The organism is Zunongwangia pacifica, from assembly GCF_023499215.1.
Lineage (GTDB): Bacteria > Bacteroidota > Bacteroidia > Flavobacteriales > Flavobacteriaceae > Zunongwangia > Zunongwangia pacifica.
In genome coordinates this window covers 212,219-235,492 of the sequence record NZ_JAKHSK010000002.1, presented here as the reverse complement: position 1 = coordinate 235,492, position 23,274 = coordinate 212,219, and the positions used below count along the sequence as shown (strand labels likewise).

Here is a 23,274-nt window from a genome sequence, read left to right as displayed (position 1 = left end):
TTGTGTCGAAATTTAGACTTTTGTTACACTCTAAAAGCTGATACTTTGTATTTTTGCCCACAAATTATTTTTGATGGGTACATTTCATAAACTAAAAATAAAAGAAATCATTAGGGAAACGCCTCAGGCTGTGAGTATTTCGTTCGAAATTCCTTCAGAACTTGAGCAGGAATACAAATTTAAAGCAGGACAGTATATTACCATAAAAGCAGATGTGGATGGTAAAGAACTGCGTAGAGCTTATTCCCTTTGTTCAGCTCCAAATTCCGGAGAATTTAAAGTAACGGTTAAGGAAGTTGATGGTGGTAAATTTTCTGTAGTGGCTAATAATAAACTTCAGGCTGGCGATATTTTAGACGTTCATACTCCTGAAGGGAAATTTATTCTAGAACCTTCTACAAAGGCTAAAACTTATGCTGCATTTGCAGCAGGAAGTGGTATCACACCGGTATTATCGATTATAAAAACAGTACTTTCTGAAGAATCCCACAGTAGATTTATTCTTACCTACGGAAATAAATCTCCAGAAGATACTATTTTCTTTAAGGAACTTTTAGAACTTCAGTCGGCTTATCCAGATCGACTTTTTGTTGAATTTGTATTTAGTAGAGCCAGAGAAGACAATGCACATTTTGGCCGAATTGAAACCAGCACGGTTAATTTTGTGATGAAAAATAAATTTAAAGATCATCCTTTTGATGCTGTTTATCTTTGCGGACCCGAAGAAATGATTAATCATGTAAGCGAAGTTCTTACCAATAATGGTATCGCTGAAGAAAATATCTATTACGAATTATTTACCAGTAACGATACTGGCGAAGTTGAAGCTAATCTTGAAGGGCAAACACAAATCACCATTATGGTTGACGATGAGGAAACCAGCTTTGTGATGAATCAAACCGATGTGATTCTGGATGCTGCGCTGGAAAACGATCTTGATGTTCCTTATTCCTGCCAGGGCGGAATTTGCAGTAGCTGTATCGCCAGAATTGTGGAAGGAAAAGCTGAAATGCGTAAAAATCAAATTCTTACTGACGATGAAATCGAAGAAGGATTGATTTTAACCTGCCAGGCGCATCCGCTTACTCCCAGCATTAAAGTTGATTACGACGACGTTTAAATTTTAGTATTTTTTTTATAAAAAAGGCTTTCAGTAGTAGTGAAAGCCTTTTTCTTTTTCAATTCAATACCGAATTTATTTTTTTAACCACGCTGTTCGGACTTATGTTCCTAATGGCAAATTCGTAACCATCAGGATATTTATTGCCATAAACCGAGGTGGGTATTTTGGGGAACTTCTCTAAATCTGGAATCAACGAATTTTCGAAAGGCTGTTTAAACGGTTTAAATCCGGCATAAGGATGGGTTACTCCCCAAATACTAATTACCGGAATCCCATACATCGCCGCCATATGTCCATTTCCACTATCCATCGATAACATCACATCAAGATTGGATATTAAAGCCAGCTCTTCTTCAAAAGATAAGAGCCCCGCCACACTTATACAATTCTCAAATTGCTGTGCCCAGGATTGTAGTTTTTTGGTTTCCACATTTCCCCCGCCAAGTAAAAACACCTGAATATTGTCCTGGTTATTTAGTTTGCCTAAAACCTCTTCCATTAAATCTGCCGGATAGGCTTTAGAATTGTGCTGGGCAAAAGGGGCAATTCCCAACCATTTTTTAGAGGAATGCGCTACGATATCATGTATTTTAGGCGGAATTTGCTGTTTTTCAGGAAAAATATGATTACTGAAATCGATAGGGAATCCCAACTCTTCAAACACATCGGCATAGCGCTGGTGTGTACTTTTTAATTCCCTGAAAATTTTATGATCTTCACGGGTTAATTTCTTTTTTTCTGCCCTACCCTTATCGATTTGTTTCACGGGAATTCCGAAGAAATAAAAAACCGATTTTAATACATTGCTTCTAAGAACATTGTGAAGATCGGCCACCATTTCGATCTCATGATTTCGTAATTCCCGGGCCAGTCTTCCCAATCCCATCACACCATTATGCTCGCCATTAATATTGGCTTCATAAATTTCTACATTGGGAATCCCTTTAAACATAGGCGCAAAAAAAGGACGCGTAAGGAAAGTGATTCGGCAATTGGGATACATCGCCATAAAGGTTCTAATCACAGGAACCGTCATGGCTACATCGCCCATGGCCGATAAACGAATAGCAAGAATATGAGCACTTTTCTCTTTATTCTCCTTGGGAATATGTTGATGTGTAGTGCTCATAATTTTTCTTATTTATTTCTAAGAACCGGGTTTAGTTCGTCATCATTATACATTTTCATCTGTTTATAGACTTTCATGTATTTATCACCGTTTTCAATATCTTTTAAAAGCTGATCTATGGCTGAAGAAAGATCTACCCGTTGCTCTAATAAAATATCAAGCTTTGCCTGGCATTTTTCTTTATGCTCTGCTGAAGCATCGTCACGAGTGGCTTCCTGGTGCATGTGATAAATTTTAAGTGCTAAGATCGATAACCGGTCTACACCCCAAGCAGGACTTTCTGTATTGATCGTCGCATTTTCTTTGGGCTCCACCGCTTTATATTTTTCAAGGAAATAACTATCAATATATTCTACCGTATCGGTACGATCCTGGTTAGAAGCATCAATAAGGCGTTTCAGTTTTAACCCAGCCACAGGATCGATATTGGGATCCCTTACAATATCCTCGTAATGCCATTGCACAGTATCTATCCAGCATTTTCTATACAAAAGATGCTCTATAAGCTGTGATTCACTATCATAGGGGTTTGTAAAAGGCTGATCTACATGATCAATTTCATGATATTTTTTGATCACTTCCTGAAAGATCTTATTGGCTTTATCTGTAAACATTATGTTGATTTTTTAAAACTGAATAGTTTAAACGCCCCCAAAATCTGAAAATTTCAGGATTCGTCGCTTTTATTGAATATTTAAAATTAAGATACAAAGGTATTATAAAATCTATAATTGATATTATCCTCTTTTGTACGACCAGAAATTCAAATGTATGCTTCTAAAGCTCTTTTAAGTATGAATAAAAAGCACTCCAAAAGGCATCAAAATCAATATTAGTAAAAGTATTTCCCTAAAGATCTTATCCTTGCCGGTATCAAAGTAGTTAGAAACAATAATACTAAGCGGAATAAAGAAAAAAATAAGCTCGCTCCCATTTTTACTTGGCGCCAATATTCCTACTGAAATACCAATGACAAGCGTAAACAAAATAAGGTTTAAGGATGGTCGTAAACTCACACCGGCCTTTTGAATAATTGAAATATAATATACAAGCGACCATAAAGTAAGTGCTAAAATGATACTTATTGGCGTTAGGAATTTGAAGGACTGATAATTAGAAAAATCGAAATTATAGGACTGGTACCAATCTGAAATTAGATAAAATTGATCGTAAATTAATAAGTGTATCGAGCAGTAAATCATGTAAACACAAACTGCTGAAGTGATAGGAATTAACCAGTTTTTAGGCCTGGGCGAATAAATGATAATCCCCCAAAATACAATCAATAAAAATAAAATCGACCAGAAATAGAATAACGAAGCAATACAAATCCAAAAAGCAGCGTCAAATATTTTCTTTTGCACGCTTATTTGCGATTTTAAACTTATTATTCGGCGTAAAGCCAATAGAATAAGCGTTGCTGAAATGATCACATTATAATCCCTAAGCAACGAAAAAAAGGAAGCACAAAACACCGAAAATAAAAGAACTTTATACGCGCTACGCTGGGTAAGATCATTCTTTTTTGCTATAAAATTCAGCAAAAATAGTGACAGCATAAGCGTTAAAAAAACGCCTAAAATTTTAAAGAATTTAAAGATCTCGAAAGCCAAAAACCAGTTCTGGAAATTAGCTGTGATAAAAAATCCAGAGAGCAATACGAGGACAAGCGTAATATTAATTGGCTTTGATTTGGCAAAAAAGCTTGTTAGCATTGCTCTTTTTTCTATTTTTGTAGTGTTAAACTAACAATGTTAAACGATGACTGAATTTTTTGAAGGAATCTCGTGGCTATTTGAAAATGTACTTCTTGTACCTCTTGATTGGCTACGTTCCCTGGAACTAGACTCATGGTGGGCTGCTAACGCCATCAACTTTGTATTTATTATCATTGGAATGATCGCTTTTGCATACTGGTGTAAGCAATTAAAGATTTTCCAAGATGCCGATGACGAAAACACAAGGTCTAAACCTTACTTAGGATAATCCTAAGCAAGGTCGAATCCTAGATCTTTTCTAAAATACATCTTATCAAATTGTAGTTTTTCTACATTTTGGTAAGATTTTTTTAGTGCCTGTTTGTAATCTTCTCCAAATGCGGTTACAGCAATTACCCTACCGCCGTTGGTCACTACTTTACCATCCTTTAACGTAGTCCCTGCATGAAATACCAGCGCGTCTTCTACATTTTCGATACCGATAATTTCTTTAGCTTTTTCGTAAGCTTCTGGATATCCTCCAGAAACCATCATTACCGTTGTAGCAGTTCTCTGGTCGATTTCCAGATCTACCTCATCAAGTTTTCCCTGGGCGGCTTTTTCCAGCACTTCTACCAAATCAGATTTTACCCTTGGTAAAACTACTTCAGTTTCAGGGTCTCCCATTCGTACATTATATTCTATCACATAAGGCTCGTTTCCTACTTTTATCAATCCGATAAAGACGAATCCTTTATAATCGATATTTTCTTCAGCAAGACCGTTTACCGTAGGTTTTACAATGCGCTCTTCGATTTTCTGCATAAATTCGGCATCAGCAAAAGGTACCGGAGAGATTGCTCCCATTCCACCGGTATTTAAACCGGTATCACCTTCTCCTATTCGCTTGTAATCTTTAGCTGTGGGTAAGATTTTGTAATTTTTACCGTCGGTCAAAACAAAAACGCTAAGTTCTATCCCGTCCAAAAATTCTTCGATCACCACTTTTGCGCTGGCTTCTCCAAATTTTTGATTTTTCAGCATATTCTCTAATTCGGCCTTCGCTTCATTAAGATCATTTAAAATTAAAACGCCTTTTCCTGCAGCAAGGCCATCGGCTTTAAGAACGTAAGGGGCCTTTAAAGTTTCCAAAAATGTTTTACCGGCTTCTAAACTTTCTATGGTAAAACTTTCGTATGCGGCTGTTGGGATTTGATACATCGCCATAAATTCTTTGGCACGCTCTTTACTTCCTTCCAGTAATGCTCCGCGTTTAGAAGGCCCAACAATTAAAAGATCTTTCAACTCTGGCTCTCCCTTACAAAAATCTGTAATTCCTTTGACAAGAGGATCTTCAGGACCTACGACCAACATGTCTATATTTTTTTCAATAATAAAATCTTTAATACCAGAAAAATCTCCTACATTTAGGCTCACATTTTCCCCTACGTTTGCAGTTCCGGCATTTCCGGGAGCTATATAAAGTTTTTCACATTTTGGACTTTGTGCAATTTTGTAAGCAAAAGTATGCTCTCTACCGCCAGAACCTAGTATTAAGATTTTCATTTTTTTAGAAATATTTATTTTGGACTTCAAAAATAATTGTTTGTAAATTGAAGCACCAATAAAATCGAATAAAAAAGTATTGTTAAGTTTTGGATTGGTTTAAACTTTCGCTTCAGCTCAATAATTTTCCTGTAAACCGGGCCCGAAAAATGTTGGACGAAATCGACAATATTCCCGAGAGCCAATACCAAAAATATATCGAAACAAAAAAAAAGGAAATTGTTGATTATCATTTAAATAATAATAATTTCTATAAAAGTTTTATTGCGAATAAATCGGTTACAAAATGGGAAGATATTCCTATTATGCACAAAATCGATTTACAGCAACCATTAGAGGATCGTCTAAGTGAAAAATTTGATCTAAAGAATAGCTATGTAGGGAAAACCTCGGGAAGTAGCGGTCATCCATTTACTTTTGCTAAAGACAAACTTTGCCATGCCATGACCTGGGAAGGTTTTAACGATCATTATAACTGGCACGGGATAGATCTTAACAAATCACTGCAAGCCAGATTTTATGGAATTCCGTTAGACTTTTATGGCAATCTTCAGGAACGAATTAAAGATCAGATAAGCCTTAGAAGGCGCTTTAGTATATTTGATCTTAGCGAGGCCAAATTGCAGGGTTTTCTTGATCGTTTTAAGAAAAGTAAATTTGATTATCTAAATGGTTATACCAGCGCCATCCTGCTTTTTTCTAAATTCTTAAAGAAAGAAGAAATTGTACTTAAAGAGATTTGCCCTAGTTTAAAACTTTGTATTGTAACGTCTGAACGATTATTTGAAAAGGATAAAAAAATTATTGAAGAAGCTATTGGCGTGCCCGTGGTAAACGAATATGGTGCCAGCGAAGTAGGCCTTATCGCTTTTGAGAACCCTGAAGGGGAATGGTGCCTTAATCGTAATGATCTTTTTATAGAAATTGTAGATGAAAATAATAAAACTTTGCCACCTGGCGAAGAAGGAAGAATCGTAATAACTTCCCTATATAATAAAGCCCATCCTATAATAAGATATGCCATTGGCGACATTGGCATAATGTCTAAAAAAAGCACTCCAAAAAAGCCAATATTAGCCTCATTGATAGGAAGAACCAGTGATGTTGCAAAACTAGCTGACGGAAAAGTAGTTCCCGGACTTACATTTTATTACGTGACGAAAACGATTATCGACGATACCGGAAGCACCAAAGAATTTATAGTGACCCAAACGCAAATAGATTCTTTTGATATTGAATATGTACGCGATACCGATTTTAATGCTGAAGAAACTACCAGAATTGCTGAAGCGGTAGAAAAATACGTAGGGAAAAATTTGAAAGTCAACTTTAAAAGAAAACAAAGCCTAACCCGAAGCAAAAGCGGGAAACTTAAGCAGTTTACTTCTTTAATCGATTGATTTTAATTGCCTGGATTTCACAAAAAAATGTTCTCCTAAAAAGACCAAAATCCAATACATACTTTTTAGTTTGCCGTAACCCAGAACTTGATTGTAAACCTTGAAATTATAGGAAAGCATTTCAAATTTATTTTCTGAAACCGATCCTTTTCTTATTCGATATAAAGCCAGCGATTCTTCCATTCCATGGGCAGTTCCTCCTTTTCTAATCACTTCGATCCACATGGCCCAATCCTGTCTTTTTCGTATTTCAGGATGATACACTTTGCCAATTTTAGCTGCATTATACATCCCGGTAAGATTACCTATATAATTACTCCTTATCAATTTAGGGTAATTAACAAAAGGTAAGGCCTCGATAAATTCATTTAAAGATTCGCCTTTTTCATTAATGCGCTCATAACTACTAAAAACAATTTTTGCCTTATTTTCTTCGCAAAATTTAAGCTGCAGAGAGAGCTTTTCTGGTTTCCAAAGATCATCTGCGTCTAAAAACGCAATAAACTCTCCTAAAGCCTCCTTAATGGCTTTATTTCTTGAATACCCTGCCCCACGGTTTGTTTGATTTCTGAAGATTTTAATACGAGTGTCTTTATTTATATAATTCCGAATCGTATTAACAGTCGCGTCTTTTGAAGCATCATCTACAATAATAAGCTCCCAGTTTTTATAATCCTGAGCAATAACAGATTCGATTGCCATCGCAATAAATTCATTCGAATTATAAGCAGGCATGATCACAGAAACCAAAGGGCTTTGCATTGCTATTTTTTATTATGCTTACTAAAATCTTTATGCTCTTTCTTCAGTAAATCTTCTTTTGATAGATTTTTGAAGTAATTATAAGTAATTTTCATCCCTTCTTCCCTGGAAACTTTTGGTTCCCAGCCAAGAATATCTCTAGCTCTAGTAATATCGGGCTGACGTTGCAAAGGATCGTCTTGTGGTAATTCTTTGTAAACTATTTTTTGTGTTGTTCCGGTTAGTTTGATAACTTCTTCAGCAAAATCTTTTATAGTTAATTCATCTGGATTACCAATATTTACCGGTGCTACGTAATCACTAAAAAGTAGCCTGTAAATTCCTTCAACCTGATCGTCTACATAACAAAAAGAGCGTGTTTGCGATCCATCACCAAAAACAGTTAAGTTTTCTCCTCTTAACGCCTGACCTATAAATGCAGGAATTACCCGGCCGTCATTTAACCTCATCCTTGGCCCATACGTATTAAATATTCTTACAATTCGGGTTTCCAAGCCATGAAACCTGTGATAGGCCATCGTTAATGATTCCTGAAATCGTTTCGCTTCATCATATACCCCACGTGGACCAATAGTGCTTACATTCCCGTAATAATCTTCAGATTGTGGATGTACCAGTGGGTCTCCATAAATTTCAGAAGTTGAAGCAATAAGTATTCTGGCCCCTTTTTCTTTTGCCAGTCCTAAACAATGATGTGTTCCTAACGATCCTACCTTTAGAGTCTGAATCGGGATCTTTAAATAATCGATAGGACTTGCAGGAGACGCAAAATGAAGGATGTAATCTAATTTTCCGGGAACATGGATAAATTTGGTAACATCATGCTCATAGAATTCAAAATCCTTGTTTTTAAAAAGGTGTTCTATATTACGAATATCGCCCGTTATAAGATTATCCATTCCTATAACACGAAAGCCTTCCTTAATAAATTTATCACACAAGTGCGAACCCAAAAAACCTGCTGCTCCTGTAATCAATACAGTTTTGCCCATTTAATTTTTTTTAATCGATTTTAAAAATCACTTAGAAACCATTTTAGTTTCAATTTACAACAGGAGCTTTAAGAATTAAAGATTTGCTCCAGTATTTTTTCTGTAATTAAATACGTTGGTTTAACCCCTGTGGTTCCTAAACCACCCGAAGCTAACGTGCTTCCGGTTTCTAAAGGATTATCAGAGGCATAATACGCGTATCGTACCTGCACATCTTCAGCAATACTTTTTCTTAATTTGCTGGCGGCCTGTATGGCTTTTTGATAATGCGCTCCTTCCATTTCAAGACCACTTACGTTCCAAGTAGAATCATGGAAAAACTTAAGAATATCACGGTTTTGTAAAGATGTTCCTAAAACAGTGATCATACTGCCATCTACCACTTTTATTCCGTGTCCTTCAAGATCATCCTTTTTTAGTTCATTTTTAAAAGGATAATTATCGGCTGTACCTTCAAAAATATGAGCTGAAGGAATCATAATATCTCCCTTGCCCCCTTCTAAAATACCGGCTTTTCCCATGATGGAAACCGATTTTACATTCATTTTTATCTCGTCGCCATCAAGGATATAAGGTTTAAGCAGTTCATCCATCGTTTCGTAAGCCTGTTCTCCAAAGGCATAATCCATCACAATAATTACCGGCTTTTCTTCTTCTTTTAACGAGGTAAATTCTTTATTTCTGAAACCTTCTTCCAGTTTTGCGGTATCAAAAACCTGAACATCGATATTGGTACCGCTGCTATCTTCTATAAACTTCATTCCTTCAGAAATGGCTAATTTTGACACCTTTTGGCGAACCTGTCCATTAGATGGATCACTTAGCATTTCGTAAACCTGAAGAATATCTTTCTTTTTAATTTCAGCTTTTAGCGCTAAAGGTGCATAAAGCGTATTCATTACACTGTGCATATTCGCACTAATAATATGAATAGGGCGTTGTAGCAATTCTGCATCTACCAGATATTTCTTGATCTTATCTGCCCATACTTCGCCATGAATATGATGTCCTAAACGTTCTCTAAGAATGGGACTAAAGGTGATAATCCTTTTATCGTTATTTACGGTTTCCTCAATCGCCAGTTTTCCCATCCAGTAAATAATATGTAAAAACTGCTCTGGATTATTTGGCGTAGAAAACTTAGGGTAAATCTTAGAAACCTCGTAAAAGGTTCGGCCTAAAATATTGGCGGCATGGGTTAAAGCCACTTCACGCTCGGCCTTATCAATCTCTTCTTTAGAAAGCACTACGGCTTCCAGCTTTTTCCAGTCTCTGGTAACGCTACCATCTTCGTCGATAACCACACGTCTCATTATTTTATGAGATTCGATAAATAAGAAGGTTAAATGCGTAAGAATATCATAAATTTCAGATCGCCCACGGGTAATCTCAATATTCATTTGCTCTTCGTCTATGCGATAACAATTTCTTCGACGTTTTGGCGGAACAATGGGTTGAAAATGAGAATCACCATATCCTTCGTCACTGGTAAGATTAATATAACGGCATTGCTCAATCCCGATAGGGAGACGTTCTAAAACATATAATAACCCATTAAGTTCAGCTTTATCCTCGGCTACAGAACCATAAATTTCAGGTCGTAGCGCTAATAATCCTTCTCTTAAAGTTTCTCCCGAAACACCCATGGGTTTATAAAAACCTCTATTAAAAAGGTGTCTCATAGTAATATACATACGCTCTATCGCATTGGTACTTTCCTGCGCTCTCGTTCTTCCGTCTGTTTTCAACTTCACAATTTTTATTTTTTTATTAATGCTTCTAAAGCATCTGCAATTTTACGATCGTTTGATAATCTTGGCAACTTATTTTGCCCGCCTAATTTACCAATCGACTTCATATAGGCCTGAAATCCGTTTTTAGGGACTTTTGTAATTTTTACCGGCTGTAGAATATTCCCTTCAATTAAGTCGAAGTAATACAAGTTTTGCTGCTGAAGCGACTGGTCTAAGATATTCCTGAAATTCGTCAAATCATCAGGTTCTTTTTCAAATTCTATAAACCACTCGTGATACGGTAATTCTTCTGCGGATGGATTTACCTGAGGCGCCACCGTAAATTCGTTAATTCTGGCCTCTGTTTTTTCTGAAGCAATTTGCATGGCCTCTTCTACTTCTTTGGCTATCACATGCTCACCAAAAGCTGAAATATAATGTTTTATCCTACCCGAGACCATTACACGATAAGGCTTTAAACTGGTAAACTGAATGGTATCGCCAACATTATATGCCCAAAGACCGGCCGTTGTGCTAATAATCATCACATAATTTACGTCAAGTTCTACCTCTGCAATTGTAAGTCTTTTTGGGTTTTCATCAAAAAACGCTTCTGCTTTAATAAACTCGTAAAAAATGCCACTGTTAAGCTGCAATAACATTCCCTTTTCTTTCTGGCTATCCTGAAAAGCAAAAAAACCTTCAGAAGCGGGATATAATTCGATGCTATCTACTTTTCGACCAATAAGATTTTCAAATTTTGAGCGATAGGGTTCGTAATTAACACCCCCGTAAATAAAGAGGTCGAAATTCTTAAAAATATCACCTATTTTTTTACCGGTTTTACGTTCTAGTTTTTCAAAATACATTTGCACCCAGCTGGGGATTCCGCTAATCACGGTCATATTCAGGTTACGGGTTTCCTCGACGATGGCATCAACTTTGGTTTCCCAATCTTCTATACAATTGGTTTCCCAACTTGGCATTCGATTTTTCTGAAGATATCCCGGCACATAGTGCGCTACAATCCCCGACAACCGTCCCAATTTTACGCCGTTCTTTTCGGTAAGTTCGGGGCTACCCTGCAAAAAGATCATTTTCCCATCTACAAATTTCGCATTTCCGGTTTCAGCGATATAACAAAGAATAGCATTTCGTGCCGCTTCGATATGCGTAGGCATACTTTCTTTGGTAATCGGGATATACTTTGCGCCACTGGTAGTCCCAGAGGTTTTAGCATAGTATAAAGGTTTTCCCGGCCACAAAATATCCTCCTGGCCAACTACCATTTTATCTACATAAGCCCGTAAATTTTCATAATCTCTTACGGGAACATTTTCTACAAAATCGGCATATGTTTTTATGCGATCAAAATGGTGATCTTTACCAAAATTGGTGTCTTTCGCTGTAGCAATTAATTCATTAAAAATATGCTGCTGAACTTCGATAGGATTCGAAGACCAGGCATCAATTTTCTTTTTTACGACTTTAGCGAATATTTTAGCTGCAAAGGATTTTAAAGACATAGACTATTCAAAATCAATATAATCGGTTGGATTTACAGGATTTCCTTCGTTCCATAATTCAAAATGTAAATGCGGACCGGTAGTATATTCTCCGGTAGAACCGGCGGTGGCGACTACCTCACCAGCTTTTACAAAATCGCCCTGTTCTTTAGTTAAAGAGGCGTTATGTTTATAGACCGAAATCAGTCCATAATCATGCTTTATAATGATCACATAACCGGTTTCTGTGGTCCATTCTGCAAAAATAACCCGACCATCTGCAACAGATTTTACCGGTGAATTTTTAGGGACTACAACATCTACGGCATAATGTTTTTCTTCAGCATCATAGCCTTCAGAAATTGTTCCTTTAACCGGGGGAAAGAGGGAAAAATCAATGTTCTCTGTAGCTCCCGGCAAAATATTATATTTATCCTCTAAGGCCACTTCTTCCCTTAATAAACTATCGGCTTTGGAAGGTGGAATAACCTCAACTTCCATATTTTCCTGAGAAAATTTAGCAATAGAATCCCTATTAAGCTCTGAGGTTTGTAAATCTCCCGATAATACTCCTTTTATCGATCCCAAAAACTGATTATTTAGCTTTAAAACATTTTGTAAAGAATCGGTTTTGTAGGCTAATTGCGCTGCCTGCTCTTTTAATTGTGGCGAAGAATATCCGGGAATATATTCTCGTAAAGGTGTGAAGGCAATTATAAAAGTAGTGGCTGCTATTAATAAAATAGCACTCGTAGTTACCAGAACAAATACGTTTAAACGAGTTAATTTTAATGAATATCTTTCTTCAAAAGTATCTTCATTTAAAATTACCATTCGGTATTTATGAAGAAGTTTTCTGGTGAATTTTTTCTTATTTTCTTTCTTTTTAGACATACATAAAAACCTTAAACAAAGATACTGGAAAATTTATGCTTAACGCCAGTTTTAAATGATAATCGAAATTTGCTCTTTTTAGGGCATATTTTTGCATAAATCACAGCTTTTTTAATATTTCACAGATTAAATGCTCGCAAAAATAATGCAAAACAGCTTTCTTAATTACCCTTGCTATAAGCATTATAATTAACAAATTGCATATATTTTATCTATATTAACTTATATATTGGTTTATTCTTGTTAAGTTTGTAAATATAAATATCGAGTTATGAATGCATTTATGTTACCATTAGTTATAGGAGCACCACAGATCGTACTTATCGTAATTGTGGTTTTACTAATATTTGGAGGTCGAAAAATTCCAGAATTGATGAGAGGATTAGGAAGTGGGATTAAGGAGTTTAAGGATGCATCTAGAGATGATGACGATACCACTAGGAGTTCTGCTTCAGATGCTAAAAAAGTTGAAGACACCAAGTAGTTAAAAAAATAGCAATCAAAAAGCCCATTCTTAATTAGAATGGGCTTTTTTTATTGTCTTATCAATGCTGAAATTTGATTTATTTTGAGTCAAATTTTAAAGATTTTAGAATGGCATCCAGCTCGAATACATGATCTCTCTTACTGCTAGCGGGCCTAAAAATAAATCCTTCAGCAATAACATATCGATCATTTGCCTCATCACGAATGGCATAATTTACAAAAGGTCCTGCCATATATGCATTGTTCACTTCCCAGGTACCACGAGTTTCATACGCAAAATGCCCATCGATCGTGGTTTCGAACAAATAAGGAGCATAGGCTTCTTCAGTAATCATATAACTTCCTTCTACGGGTCCAGGAATATACTTTTCTCCAATACTATCGCGCATTTTCACAATATTGGCAATCACGCTAGAATCTTTATCAATGGTATTTAATGGTACCTGATATACCAAAATTTCCATTAGCCCTTTTGGTATCTCTTTTCTAATCCAGATAAAATTATCTTCTTGCGCAGCATAACGATACGCTGTTGGAAACTTCATAGAAACCCCAAATGTTTTTTCCAACTCTTCATCAGACTTTGGGGATTTGCCAATTCTACGTTGTTTTTCTTTAATTTCAGTAGCTTTTAATATATCGATAATACTGTCTGAAGACGCGTTGATCCTATCTATTAATTGTTGCTTATTTTCTCCGCTAATAATAATTCCTGTTTGTGGTGTAGCATATTGATCCTTAATAATAGCAAGGCTATCTTTACCTTTTTCGACTTTTATAAAAATTCGGCTTCTACGTACAAAACCAGAGAAGGTTTCTGGCGGAATCTGGCTTAAACTGAATAAAGGCTCATCTTGTGGTAAACCTTCGACCGGCGCTGCAAGATTATCTCTTAAAGCATCGCCTACCTGCCCTTCCCAAAGATTGTTGTCCATTACTACGGAAAGTTGGTTGATATTTCCCGAAGAATCTGCTAAAATACGCGGTGCCGGCTCATCAGATTTTTCTTTACAGGAAATAATAATTAAAAAGGAAAGCGCAAGAAATACTAATTTTTTCATTTTATTAGTTTTGAATTTAAGTTTGGTTCTAGCCTTTAGACACCTTAATCTTCATTCCTGGTTTAAGGCGCGTACTGCTCATGTCATTCCATGTCCTCAAATTCTGTACCGTAACGCCAGGAAACTTCTTAGAAATGCTCCATAATGAATCTCCCTGCTTTACTGTATAAAGTTTTGTGTCCCCTTTTGTAGTGGTTTTAGCACTACTAGAAGCTGTAGCACTTTGGGTGTTAGCCACTGGTTTTCTTGGATATATCGTTAAATATTGCCCTACTCTTATGTTGTTCCCCCTTATATTGTTCCACCGCTTAATACTGCTTACACCTACGCCATATTTTTGTGCAATTCTTCCTAAATAATCCCCGCTTCTTACTCGATATCTTATGCGATCTTCGGTTTCTATGTATTTTGGTAAAGGTTTTTGCCTATTTGCAATTTCCTGTTCTGCGTATTGATAAATTGCGGCTTCATTATTTACAAAAGCTCCGGTTTTTGTTCTTGGTAATCTCACCACATAATTTTTATCCTCTACAAATGGAATGATATCCAACTTATAACTTGGATTTAAAAATTGAAGTAATTCTTTATTTACCCCGGTAACTTTAGAAATATGATCGAAAGTCAGTAATTCTTTTACCTGAATAGTATCGGTCTGGAAATAAGGAATCTCCGGGCGTTTAGGCTGAAAATTATGCTCATCGGCATATTCAAAAATATACAATGTGGCCAAAAAGGCGGGTACATAACCTGCGGTTTCTCTTGGTAAATAACGTCGCATCGACCAATAATCTGTAGAACCTCCGCTTCTTCTAATGGCTTTTGAAACATTCCCTGGACCCGAATTATAGGAAGCTAACACCAAATCCCAATCTCCAAAAACTTTATAAAGGGTAGAAAGATATTTCGCTGCTGCCTCTGTTGCTTTTACGGGATCCATGCGTTCATCTACATAACTACTCACATTAAGATCGTGCATTTTTCCGGTAGTAAACATAAATTGCCATAGGCCTGTCGCCCCTACTCTGGATTTTGCCCTTGGATTTAAAGCCGATTCTACAATGGCCAGGTATTTAATTTCTAACGGAATATCGTATTTATCCAGTTCCTGCTCAAACATCGGGAAATAATAATCACTTAGGGCCATTAAGCGTTCCATTGCCTGTTTATTACGCTTTAAATACATCTTTATAACGCTCTCTAAACTAGGATTGTATTCTATATTAAATGGCGTTCTGGCGTTTAGTCTTGCTAAACGGGCTTTTAAGGTATCGGTAGGTAATTCGTCATAAACCACTTCGTCATAATCCTGTTCTGCTATAGATTTTTGAATGGTTTCATATAAATCTGAATTGGTAAGTTCTGCCCGCCAAACCGAATCGATTTTGGCTGCTTGTGGCATATCGGTAAGTGATACTTTAGAAGAATCCCTTATAACAGCCGAAATAGGCAGCTTTTCCTGAAATTCGGGATCTGGATCGGCAAGTATGATTTCTGTGCTATCCACCTTCTGAAAAATCTGTACTCTAAAATTGGCTTTTTCGACCTGTTTTTTAGATTTTCCTTTCTCCTGGGCACTCACAGCAAACACTGCAGACAACCCCAGTAATAAACATACCTGCTTCTTCATATCTAGTTTAGAACCTTTTTACCTGTTATTTTAGGAATTAATTTTTTGCTTTTAAACTTTTAATCCCCCATTGAGGGTTTAATTCCCCCCAGGGATTGCCTCGAAACCTCATAATCTGTTTCGGTTTAATACCTTGTGGGATTGCCTCAAGGTAATTGATTTTTTGATCGCTAACTAAGAACCTCGAAAGGTCATTTCGAGGTTCTTAAATTTAGTTAAAATATGATCAAAAAGTATACCTTATTTTATCAAAAATAAGTCATTCGAAGAACATTTATTTGCTAATGGCTTCGATACCTGGTAAAGACTTTCCTTCAAGCATTTCTAGCATTGCTCCACCACCGGTAGAAACATAACTAACTTTATCGTCAAAACCAAATTGTTTTACGGCAGCTACAGAATCCCCACCTCCAACAAGAGAGAATGCTCCGTTTTTAGTAGCCTCGGCAATTGCTTTTCCAAGTTCGATCGTTCCTTTTGCAAAAGTTTCCATTTCGAATACTCCTAACGGGCCGTTCCACAGGATTATTTTAGATTCTGCAATAACATTACTGAAATTTTTTAAAGTTTCAGGACCAACATCTAATCCCATCCATCCATCAGGAATATTATCTACCGCTTCTACCTGAGTGCTCGCCTGTTCAGAAAAACTATCTGCAATTACAGAGTCTACAGGAAGATGTACCTGTACCCCTTTTTCTTTTGCTTTTTTAAGGATCTCTAAAGCCAGTTCCTGCTTATCCTCTTCTACTAGCGAATTTCCTATTTTTCCTCCTTGTGCTTTAATAAAAGTATAGGTCATCCCACCACCAATTATCAGGTGATCTATCGCATCCAGAATATTTTCGATAACCGTAATTTTTGAAGATACTTTTGCACCTCCTAACACAGCGGTTACTGGTTTTTCTGTACTATTTAATACTTTATCTAAACTTTTAATTTCTTTGGCTAATAAATACCCAAAGCATTTATCTTCAAAAAACTTCGCTACAATCGTGGTAGAAGCATGTGCTCTATGCGCTGTACCAAAGGCATCGTTTACATAAATATCACCAAGTTCTGATAGTTGTTTTGCAAAATCTTCATCTCCAGCAGTTTCTTCGTCGTGAAAACGTAAATTTTCAAGTAAAAGAATCTCTCCAGATTGTAACTCATCTGCAGCTTTTTTTACGTCTGCTCCTACGCAGTCTTCAGCAAATTTTGGTTCTACACCAATAACTTCAGATACTTTACTAACGATGTTTTTTAAAGAGAATTTTGCTTCTTTTCCTTTTGGTCTTCCTAAGTGAGACATTAAAACAACGCTACCACCATCTTCTAAAATCTTTACTATGGTTGGTTTAGCAGCTTCAATACGGTTAGCATCAGTTACCTTAAGATCGTCGTTTAACGGTACATTAAAGTCTACACGAATTAAAGCTTGTTTATCTTTAAAATTAAAATCGTCTACTGTTTTCATAATTCTATTCTAGGTTTACTACAAATATAATTTTTTCCGAAGATATAAAACCGCATATAACCTTTATATTTGCCCATGCTTTTTTCAGAAATTGTAGGTTTACCACATATTAAAAATCATCTTACCACTACGGCAGATAACAACCGTATAGCGCATGCCCAATTATTTGTTGGAAATAGCGGTAGTGGCACTTTGCCTATGGCCATTGCTTACGCGCAATATCTGCTTTGTAAAAACCAGGGTGGTGAGAATCAAAATGGCAATTCTTCCTGTAATTTAAAATTCACCAATATTTCGCATCCCGATCTTCATTTTGCCTTTCCGGTGGCCACCAATCAAACAATTAAAAGTCATCCGGTTTCAGCAAATTTTATGGAAGACTGGCGTAGTTTTGTTCAGCATCATCCCTACGGAAGTTTAACCGATTGGTATGAGCATATTGGTATTGAAAACAAACAAGGGCAAATAGGTGTAGATGAAGCTCAGGATATTGTGAAATCACTATCCTTAAAAGCTTATGAAGGCGGCTTAAAAATAATGATTATCTGGATGGCCGACCGCATGAACACCGCAGCGGCCAATAAATTGCTGAAACTTATTGAAGAACCGCCCAACAAAACCATTTTTATACTTATTGCTGAAGACGAAGAGCAAATTATACAAACTATAAAATCGAGATGCCAAACGCTTAAATTTCCGCCATTAGCTGAAGCCGATATTGCTGAAAAACTGATCGCTTCTAAAAAGTTGGATACGCAGGAAGCGAGTTTGATTGCGCATCAATCTAACGGAAGTTACACCAGGGCTTTACATCTTCTGGAAAAAGATACGGCAGATGACCAATTTGAGCAATGGTTTATCGAATGGGTTCGTACCGCATTTAAAGCCAAAGGAAATAAGGCTACGGTGCTGGAATTGATTAGCTGGAGTGAAGAAATTGCCACGATGGGACGTGAAAAACAGAAAAGCTTTTTACTGTATTGCCTCGATTTTTTCAGACAGGCTTTAATGCTTAATTATAAGGCGGATAATCTTGTTTTCTTATCGCCTAAAACCAAAGGATTTCAGCTTAAGAAATTTGCGCCTTTTGTACACGGAAATAATATTTTACCCATTACAAAAGCCATTGAAGATGCCATTTACCACATCGAAAGAAATGCAAATGCCAAGATTGTTCTCACCGATCTTTCTATAAGGCTTACCCGTTTTTTACATATAAAAGCAGCTTAAAATGCCCAATATCGACCTTCATATCCCACTATTACTGATATTGGTCTTTCTTCTAATCACTTTTTGTATGTCGTTTTTCGAAAAAATTAGTGATTATTCGGGGACACGCTCTTTTATGGAAGCCCATTTTAAAAACACCTTTTTGGTCCGAAAAATAGCTTTCCTTTTACCGATTTTGGTCTTGGTAGAGCTGGTTGCGGTGATTTTACTGCTTTTGGCAATCCTTAATTACTTTTTTACATTCAGTTCCTTAGATTTTAGCCGATTTGCGCTCATTACTTGTGCTGTAAGCCTGATGATGTTATTATTTGGACAAAGAGTGGCTAAAGATTACCAAAGTTCAGCGGGAATTACTATTTATTTTATCCTGGTCATCTTAGGATTCTTTGCTTTGGGACAATAATTTTTTCAGAATTAATTCAACAAAAAAGCCCGATTAAAAAACCGGGCTTTCCACTATATAAATTGAATTTTTTATTCTGCTGAAGTCGTATCTTCTTCTGTTTTCTTATCGGAAGTTTTGCCAGACTTACCGCCGTAACTCTCATTTAATTCTTTCAGGATATCATCAGTAATATCTAAACCTTCTTTAGCATACATGATATTTGCAGATTCATTGCTTCCAAAGATATAAGTGTATCCATTTTCCTTTCCGTATTCCGCTACAAAATCTTTTACTTTTTCAACAACGCCATCAATAGCCTTATCACTATCATTTCTTAATTGCTGACCTATCATTTGCTGTTGTTGCTGTAATCTTTGTCCTTTTTGCTGAAGTTCCTGCTCTTTGGCCTGTCTTTGTGTAGCAGACATAGAATTCATGTTTTGCTGATATTCCTGAACTTCTTGCTGAAATTGTTGTTGTGGCCCGGTGATAAGCTGCGTTAATGAATCTCTACGTGCTTCAAACTTAGATTCCACATCCTTCATCTCCTTATAATCCTGAATTACTTTTGTAGTATCTACATAAGCCGTTTTTTCCTGATTACAGGAAATTAATGAAATTGCTACTGCTCCTATCGCGATTAATTTTTTCATCTTTTTAGTTTTTAGTGGCCGCAAATGTAAAAAAAGTATTTTAAGTATAAGCGGTATTAAAACAACTATGAAGAATATCTATTATGCTCACTGATGATTTGATTGAATAATTTTTGGATGATTTCTAAACTATAAATATATTTTATAGATAACAAAATAGTAATTATTAATAATTATTAAAAACCATCAATTTTAAAGCACTTCCTGTACCAGTTCTATTTTCAGGCAGGGTGTTTTATAAGAAACATAGAAAAACACTCTTAAAACGGCTAATTTTGATTATTTGAGTGTTTTTTTAAAGAAATAAACCATCGAACTGTATTCGCCTGTATTCGCCCCTGCAAGATTAGATTTTAATCCGTTTAAAAATGCAGAAAATAAATTTTGTTGTCCAGAGCGATGTTTTTCTGAAAGCATACTCACATAAAAAGAATCAAATTTTAATCCGGTGGAATTAAATAACTGAAATCCGTTTTCTAAAAATAAAGCCTGAATTCCTTTTTTAGAAAAATGCCAAAGATGTCTGGGCACATCATAAGCCGCCCAATGTTCTTTATAAATTTCAGCATCCTTACTTTTAAAATTAGGAACGGCAATTACTAAAATTCCGTCATCGTTTAGTAATCGATGAAATTCTTCAATTTGATGATCAAGATTTGGAACATGTTCTAAAACATGCCACATGGTGATCACATCATACTGATCAGAAATTTCTGATAGCTCTTTTTTAAGCTGAAGATTTTTCTTCTCAGCTTTTTCTCTTGCCACCTCACTTGGCTCTACTCCATCAACTTTAAAGTAACGTGAAGCCGCATTTAAAAAATCCCCGGTACCTGACCCAATATCTAAAAGTTTTCCGGCAGACTTTTCTTTTAAAATCCAACCTACTTTTTTCTGAAGCATATACGCTTTTACAATATTGTATATTTTATCGGTAAAAGATTTTGAAGCATCGGTATGGGAAATATAATCCTCACTTTCATAATACGCTGATAGATTATTGGGAACGGGTTCTGTTTTTAAAATATCATAATGTTTCCATTTCTCTAAACGATATTCTTCCCCACTTACTAAATAATCTTTGCTATAAATTATTGGATCCTCCACTTAAGATAATGCTTTAAAGTTTTTCTGATATTCGAAAAAATCGTTTTCTAATTGCCGAAGGTAATTTCGAACTCTGCTAGAATACAAAGAAGAAGTCGAAATATGATCGACTCCATCTTTATCTGAAATTTGAATGTTCACAAAGAATTTTACCGGTCCGGTATTATCTTTCTTATCTTTCCTCTTACTCGATTGATCATCTTCATTAATTCCTAAAATGCCATCAAAAAGTTTTTCGGCAATAGGTATATCCATATACTCTTCCCTATCATCTTTTATAGTAACGGTGATTAAAAACTCTTTTTCTAATTCAGGAAAAAGAACAACTTTAGATTTTACTAAATCATCTTCTCTATTTAAACCAAGATATTTTTTAAACCAGGATTTAGCAATAGGTCTTTGTAATTTTGTTTGAAAGAGATAATAATTAGAATGATCTTTCTTTTCTACGATTCTAGATCCCTGGATATCGGGAACCGAATGGGTGGTCACCTTACAAGATACCACTAAAAAATACAGTCCAATAATTATAAAACTTTGTTTCATTCAAAAAATGTTCCACGTGGAACGTTCAAAATTAACGTCCCATATAAACCAATAAAACGGAAATATCGTTCGGACTTACTCCGCTAATTCGTGAAGCCTGCGATACATTTGTTGGTTGTACTTTATTTAGCTTTTCACGTGCTTCGAAAGACATGGATTTTATCTTAGAATAATCAAAATTTTTAGGAATCTTTACATCTTCCAAACGGTTTAGTTTATCGGCATTATTCTTTTCTTTCTGAATATATCCCGAATATTTAACCTGAATTTCGGTTTGCTCAAGCATTTCAGTATCCAAATTATTTTCTTGAATGTACTCTTCTACTCCTGGAAATTTTCGCACATCATCCATAGCAATATTAGGCCTGGAAAAAATTTTAAAAATCTTATCAGACTGTTTCATTGGTGAAGAATTATAATCGGCCAAAACAGGATTTGCTTCTTCTGGAACTACACTGGTATCTTTTAGAAAAGAAACAAAAGCTAAAGATTTCTCTTTCTTTTCTTCCATTTTACGCATTCTACTTTCTGAAGCTAAACCTAATTTATAAGAACGCTCCGTCAACCTAAAATCAGCATTATCTTGTCTTAATAAGGTTCTATATTCCGCTCTCGACGTAAACATTCGATACGGTTCTTCAGTACCCTTTGTAATTAAATCGTCGATAAGCACCCCAATATAGGCTTCGTTTCGTTGCAGAATAAAAGGCTCTTTCTCCTGAACTTTTAATGCCGCATTGATACCGGCCATCATCCCCTGGCAAGCTGCCTCTTCGTAACCTGTTGTGCCGTTAATCTGTCCGGCAAAATATAAACCATCAACAAGTTTTGTTTCTAAGGTATGTTGCAATTGTGTTGGTGGAAAATAATCATACTCGATCGCATAACCCGGTCTAAAGAACTTCACGTTTTCAAAACCGGCAACAGATCGTAATGCATTAAATTGAACATCTTCTGGTAACGAAGTAGAGAATCCATTTACATAAACTTCAACCGTATTCCAGCCTTCTGGCTCCACAAAAAGTTGATGACGATCTTTATCTGCAAAACGATTAATTTTATCTTCTATAGACGGACAATAACGCGGACCTAAACTTTTAATTCTACCATTAAACATTGGAGAACGATCAAACCCAGAGCGTAAAATATCATGTACCTCGTTTGAAGTATAGGTCATATAACAGGAACGTTGTTTACTTAATGGTTTCGTTTCATCAGAATATGAAAATTTACCAGGGATTTCATCTCCCGGCTGTTCTACCATTTTTGAATAATCTAAAGATCGACCGTCCACTCTTGGCGGTGTTCCCGTTTTCATGCGTCCAGCCTCAAAACCTGCATCGATAAGATCTTTAGTAATACCTGTTGCAGCAGCTTCTCCTGCTCTACCCCCGCCACGTTGTTTATCACCTATATGAATTAATCCGTTTAAAAAAGTACCATTAGTACATACTACAGATTTGGCTTTTATTTCGATTCCTAAAGAAGTACGAACACCTTTAATACGACCATTTTCTATAATTAAACCGTGCACCATTTCCTGGTAAAAATCCAGATTTGGAGTTTGCTCCAAACGCAATCTCCAATCTTCAGCAAAACGCATACGATCACTTTGCACACGTGGACTCCACATGGCAGGACCTTTGGATTTATTAAGCATTTTAAACTGAATTGCACTGGTATCACTTACCAATCCGCTATAGCCTCCCATAGCATCAATTTCGCGCACAATTTGTCCTTTTGCTATTCCTCCCATAGCCGGATTACAGCTCATTTGCGCAATATTTTGCAAATTCATTGTAACCAATAATGTACTACATCCCATATTCGCAGCCGCAGCCGCAGCTTCACTACCGGCGTGGCCAGCTCCTACTACAATAACATCGTACTCCTTATTGAACATAAAAATGTATCGTTTT

22 protein-coding genes are annotated in these 23,274 nt (G+C 36.1%); 6 read left to right on the top strand and 16 right to left on the bottom strand.

Annotation, left to right across the window (positions count from 1 at the left end; all coding sequences use genetic code 11):
* Window positions 1–73: 73 nt before the first annotated feature.
* Window positions 74–1,120, top strand: a complete 1,047-nt coding sequence (locus tag L1967_RS02335; protein WP_249600104.1) for a ferredoxin--NADP reductase — start codon at window positions 74–76, stop codon at window positions 1,118–1,120.
* A gap of 58 nt (window positions 1,121–1,178) precedes the next feature.
* Here the strand turns inward: L1967_RS02335 and L1967_RS02330 are convergent, their stop codons facing one another.
* From L1967_RS02330 to L1967_RS02320, 3 genes are all read right to left on the bottom strand, one after another.
* Window positions 1,179–2,252 (bottom strand): glycosyltransferase family 9 protein, encoded by a 1,074-nt coding sequence (locus tag L1967_RS02330; RefSeq protein WP_249600103.1) that lies wholly within the window; start codon window positions 2,250–2,252, stop codon window positions 1,179–1,181.
* Window positions 2,253–2,260: 8 nt separating this feature from the next.
* The gene (locus L1967_RS02325; RefSeq protein WP_249600102.1) at window positions 2,261–2,866 is read right to left on the bottom strand and encodes a DUF4254 domain-containing protein; all 606 of its coding nucleotides are present in this window, start codon (window positions 2,864–2,866) and stop codon (window positions 2,261–2,263) included.
* A gap of 174 nt (window positions 2,867–3,040) precedes the next feature.
* Window positions 3,041–3,967 (bottom strand): DUF6427 family protein, encoded by a 927-nt coding sequence (locus L1967_RS02320; RefSeq protein WP_249600101.1) that lies wholly within the window; start codon window positions 3,965–3,967, stop codon window positions 3,041–3,043.
* A gap of 46 nt (window positions 3,968–4,013) precedes the next feature.
* Here L1967_RS02320 and L1967_RS02315 point away from each other — a divergent pair, with 46 nt between their 5' ends.
* Entirely contained in the window at window positions 4,014–4,238 is a 225-nt protein-coding gene (locus L1967_RS02315; RefSeq protein ID WP_249600100.1) for a DUF6341 family protein, read from the top strand.
* Window positions 4,239–4,240: 2 nt separating this feature from the next.
* On the opposite strand, the gene purD is transcribed toward L1967_RS02315, so the two are convergent.
* Window positions 4,241–5,515: a phosphoribosylamine--glycine ligase gene (gene purD, locus L1967_RS02310; protein ID WP_249600099.1), complete on the bottom strand. Its 1,275-nt coding sequence runs from the start codon at window positions 5,513–5,515 to the stop codon at window positions 4,241–4,243.
* An 89-nt stretch (window positions 5,516–5,604) separates the two neighbouring features.
* Between purD and L1967_RS02305 the strand changes: the two genes are divergently transcribed.
* Complete coding sequence (locus L1967_RS02305) at window positions 5,605–6,915, top strand: phenylacetate--CoA ligase family protein (protein WP_249600098.1); 1,311 nt, start codon at window positions 5,605–5,607, stop codon at window positions 6,913–6,915.
* On the opposite strand, the gene L1967_RS02300 is transcribed toward L1967_RS02305, so the two are convergent.
* From L1967_RS02300 to L1967_RS02280, 5 genes are all read right to left on the bottom strand, one after another.
* Window positions 6,904–7,677 carry a glycosyltransferase family 2 protein gene (locus L1967_RS02300; RefSeq protein WP_249600097.1) on the bottom strand — a complete coding sequence of 258 codons (774 nt, stop codon included), beginning with the start codon at window positions 7,675–7,677 and terminating at the stop codon, window positions 6,904–6,906. The two genes, L1967_RS02305 and L1967_RS02300, sit on opposite strands and share 12 nt — an antisense overlap.
* Window positions 7,678–7,679: 2 nt before the next feature.
* On the bottom strand, window positions 7,680–8,669 hold the full coding sequence (locus L1967_RS02295; protein WP_249600096.1) for a UDP-glucuronic acid decarboxylase family protein: 990 nt from the start codon (window positions 8,667–8,669) through the stop codon (window positions 7,680–7,682).
* A 68-nt stretch (window positions 8,670–8,737) separates the two neighbouring features.
* Window positions 8,738–10,426 carry a DUF6909 family protein gene (locus L1967_RS02290; RefSeq protein WP_420856392.1) on the bottom strand — a complete coding sequence of 563 codons (1,689 nt, stop codon included), beginning with the start codon at window positions 10,424–10,426 and terminating at the stop codon, window positions 8,738–8,740.
* 2 nt (window positions 10,427–10,428) lie between these two features.
* On the bottom strand, window positions 10,429–11,928 hold the full coding sequence (locus L1967_RS02285) for a GH3 auxin-responsive promoter family protein (RefSeq protein WP_249600095.1): 1,500 nt from the start codon (window positions 11,926–11,928) through the stop codon (window positions 10,429–10,431).
* A 3-nt stretch (window positions 11,929–11,931) separates the two neighbouring features.
* Complete coding sequence (locus L1967_RS02280) at window positions 11,932–12,801, bottom strand: M23 family metallopeptidase (protein ID WP_249600094.1); 870 nt, start codon at window positions 12,799–12,801, stop codon at window positions 11,932–11,934.
* A 271-nt stretch (window positions 12,802–13,072) separates the two neighbouring features.
* Here L1967_RS02280 and tatA point away from each other — a divergent pair, with 271 nt between their 5' ends.
* The gene (gene tatA / locus L1967_RS02275; protein WP_249600093.1) at window positions 13,073–13,285 is read left to right on the top strand and encodes a twin-arginine translocase TatA/TatE family subunit; all 213 of its coding nucleotides are present in this window, start codon (window positions 13,073–13,075) and stop codon (window positions 13,283–13,285) included.
* Between the two features lie 79 nt (window positions 13,286–13,364).
* On the opposite strand, the gene L1967_RS02270 is transcribed toward tatA, so the two are convergent.
* The 3 genes from L1967_RS02270 to L1967_RS02260 all read right to left on the bottom strand — a co-directional run bounded on the left by L1967_RS02270 (window position 13,365) and on the right by L1967_RS02260 (window position 17,434).
* Window positions 13,365–14,348: a DUF4837 family protein gene (locus tag L1967_RS02270; protein WP_249600092.1), complete on the bottom strand. Its 984-nt coding sequence runs from the start codon at window positions 14,346–14,348 to the stop codon at window positions 13,365–13,367.
* Window positions 14,349–14,376: 28 nt separating this feature from the next.
* Window positions 14,377–15,975 (bottom strand): lytic transglycosylase domain-containing protein, encoded by a 1,599-nt coding sequence (locus L1967_RS02265; RefSeq protein ID WP_249600091.1) that lies wholly within the window; start codon window positions 15,973–15,975, stop codon window positions 14,377–14,379.
* A 274-nt stretch (window positions 15,976–16,249) separates the two neighbouring features.
* Window positions 16,250–17,434, bottom strand: a complete 1,185-nt coding sequence (locus tag L1967_RS02260; protein WP_249600090.1) for a phosphoglycerate kinase — start codon at window positions 17,432–17,434, stop codon at window positions 16,250–16,252.
* Between the two features lie 75 nt (window positions 17,435–17,509).
* Here L1967_RS02260 and L1967_RS02255 point away from each other — a divergent pair, with 75 nt between their 5' ends.
* Window positions 17,510–18,664, top strand: a complete 1,155-nt coding sequence (locus L1967_RS02255; protein WP_249600089.1) for a DNA polymerase III subunit — start codon at window positions 17,510–17,512, stop codon at window positions 18,662–18,664.
* A gap of 67 nt (window positions 18,665–18,731) precedes the next feature.
* Window positions 18,732–19,067, top strand: coding sequence for a hypothetical protein (locus L1967_RS02250; RefSeq protein WP_249600088.1), 336 nt, complete (start codon window positions 18,732–18,734; stop codon window positions 19,065–19,067).
* Between the two features lie 71 nt (window positions 19,068–19,138).
* Here the strand turns inward: L1967_RS02250 and L1967_RS02245 are convergent, their stop codons facing one another.
* From L1967_RS02245 to mnmG, 4 genes are all read right to left on the bottom strand, one after another.
* The gene (locus L1967_RS02245) at window positions 19,139–19,702 is read right to left on the bottom strand and encodes an OmpH/Skp family outer membrane protein (RefSeq protein WP_249600087.1); all 564 of its coding nucleotides are present in this window, start codon (window positions 19,700–19,702) and stop codon (window positions 19,139–19,141) included.
* 279 nt (window positions 19,703–19,981) lie between these two features.
* The gene (locus L1967_RS02240; RefSeq protein WP_249600086.1) at window positions 19,982–20,809 is read right to left on the bottom strand and encodes a class I SAM-dependent methyltransferase; all 828 of its coding nucleotides are present in this window, start codon (window positions 20,807–20,809) and stop codon (window positions 19,982–19,984) included.
* The gene (locus L1967_RS02235) at window positions 20,810–21,355 is read right to left on the bottom strand and encodes a hypothetical protein (RefSeq protein WP_249600085.1); all 546 of its coding nucleotides are present in this window, start codon (window positions 21,353–21,355) and stop codon (window positions 20,810–20,812) included.
* 31 nt (window positions 21,356–21,386) lie between these two features.
* Window positions 21,387–23,258, bottom strand: coding sequence for a tRNA uridine-5-carboxymethylaminomethyl(34) synthesis enzyme MnmG (gene mnmG / locus L1967_RS02230; protein WP_249600084.1), 1,872 nt, complete (start codon window positions 23,256–23,258; stop codon window positions 21,387–21,389).
* Window positions 23,259–23,274: the final 16 nt, after the last annotated feature.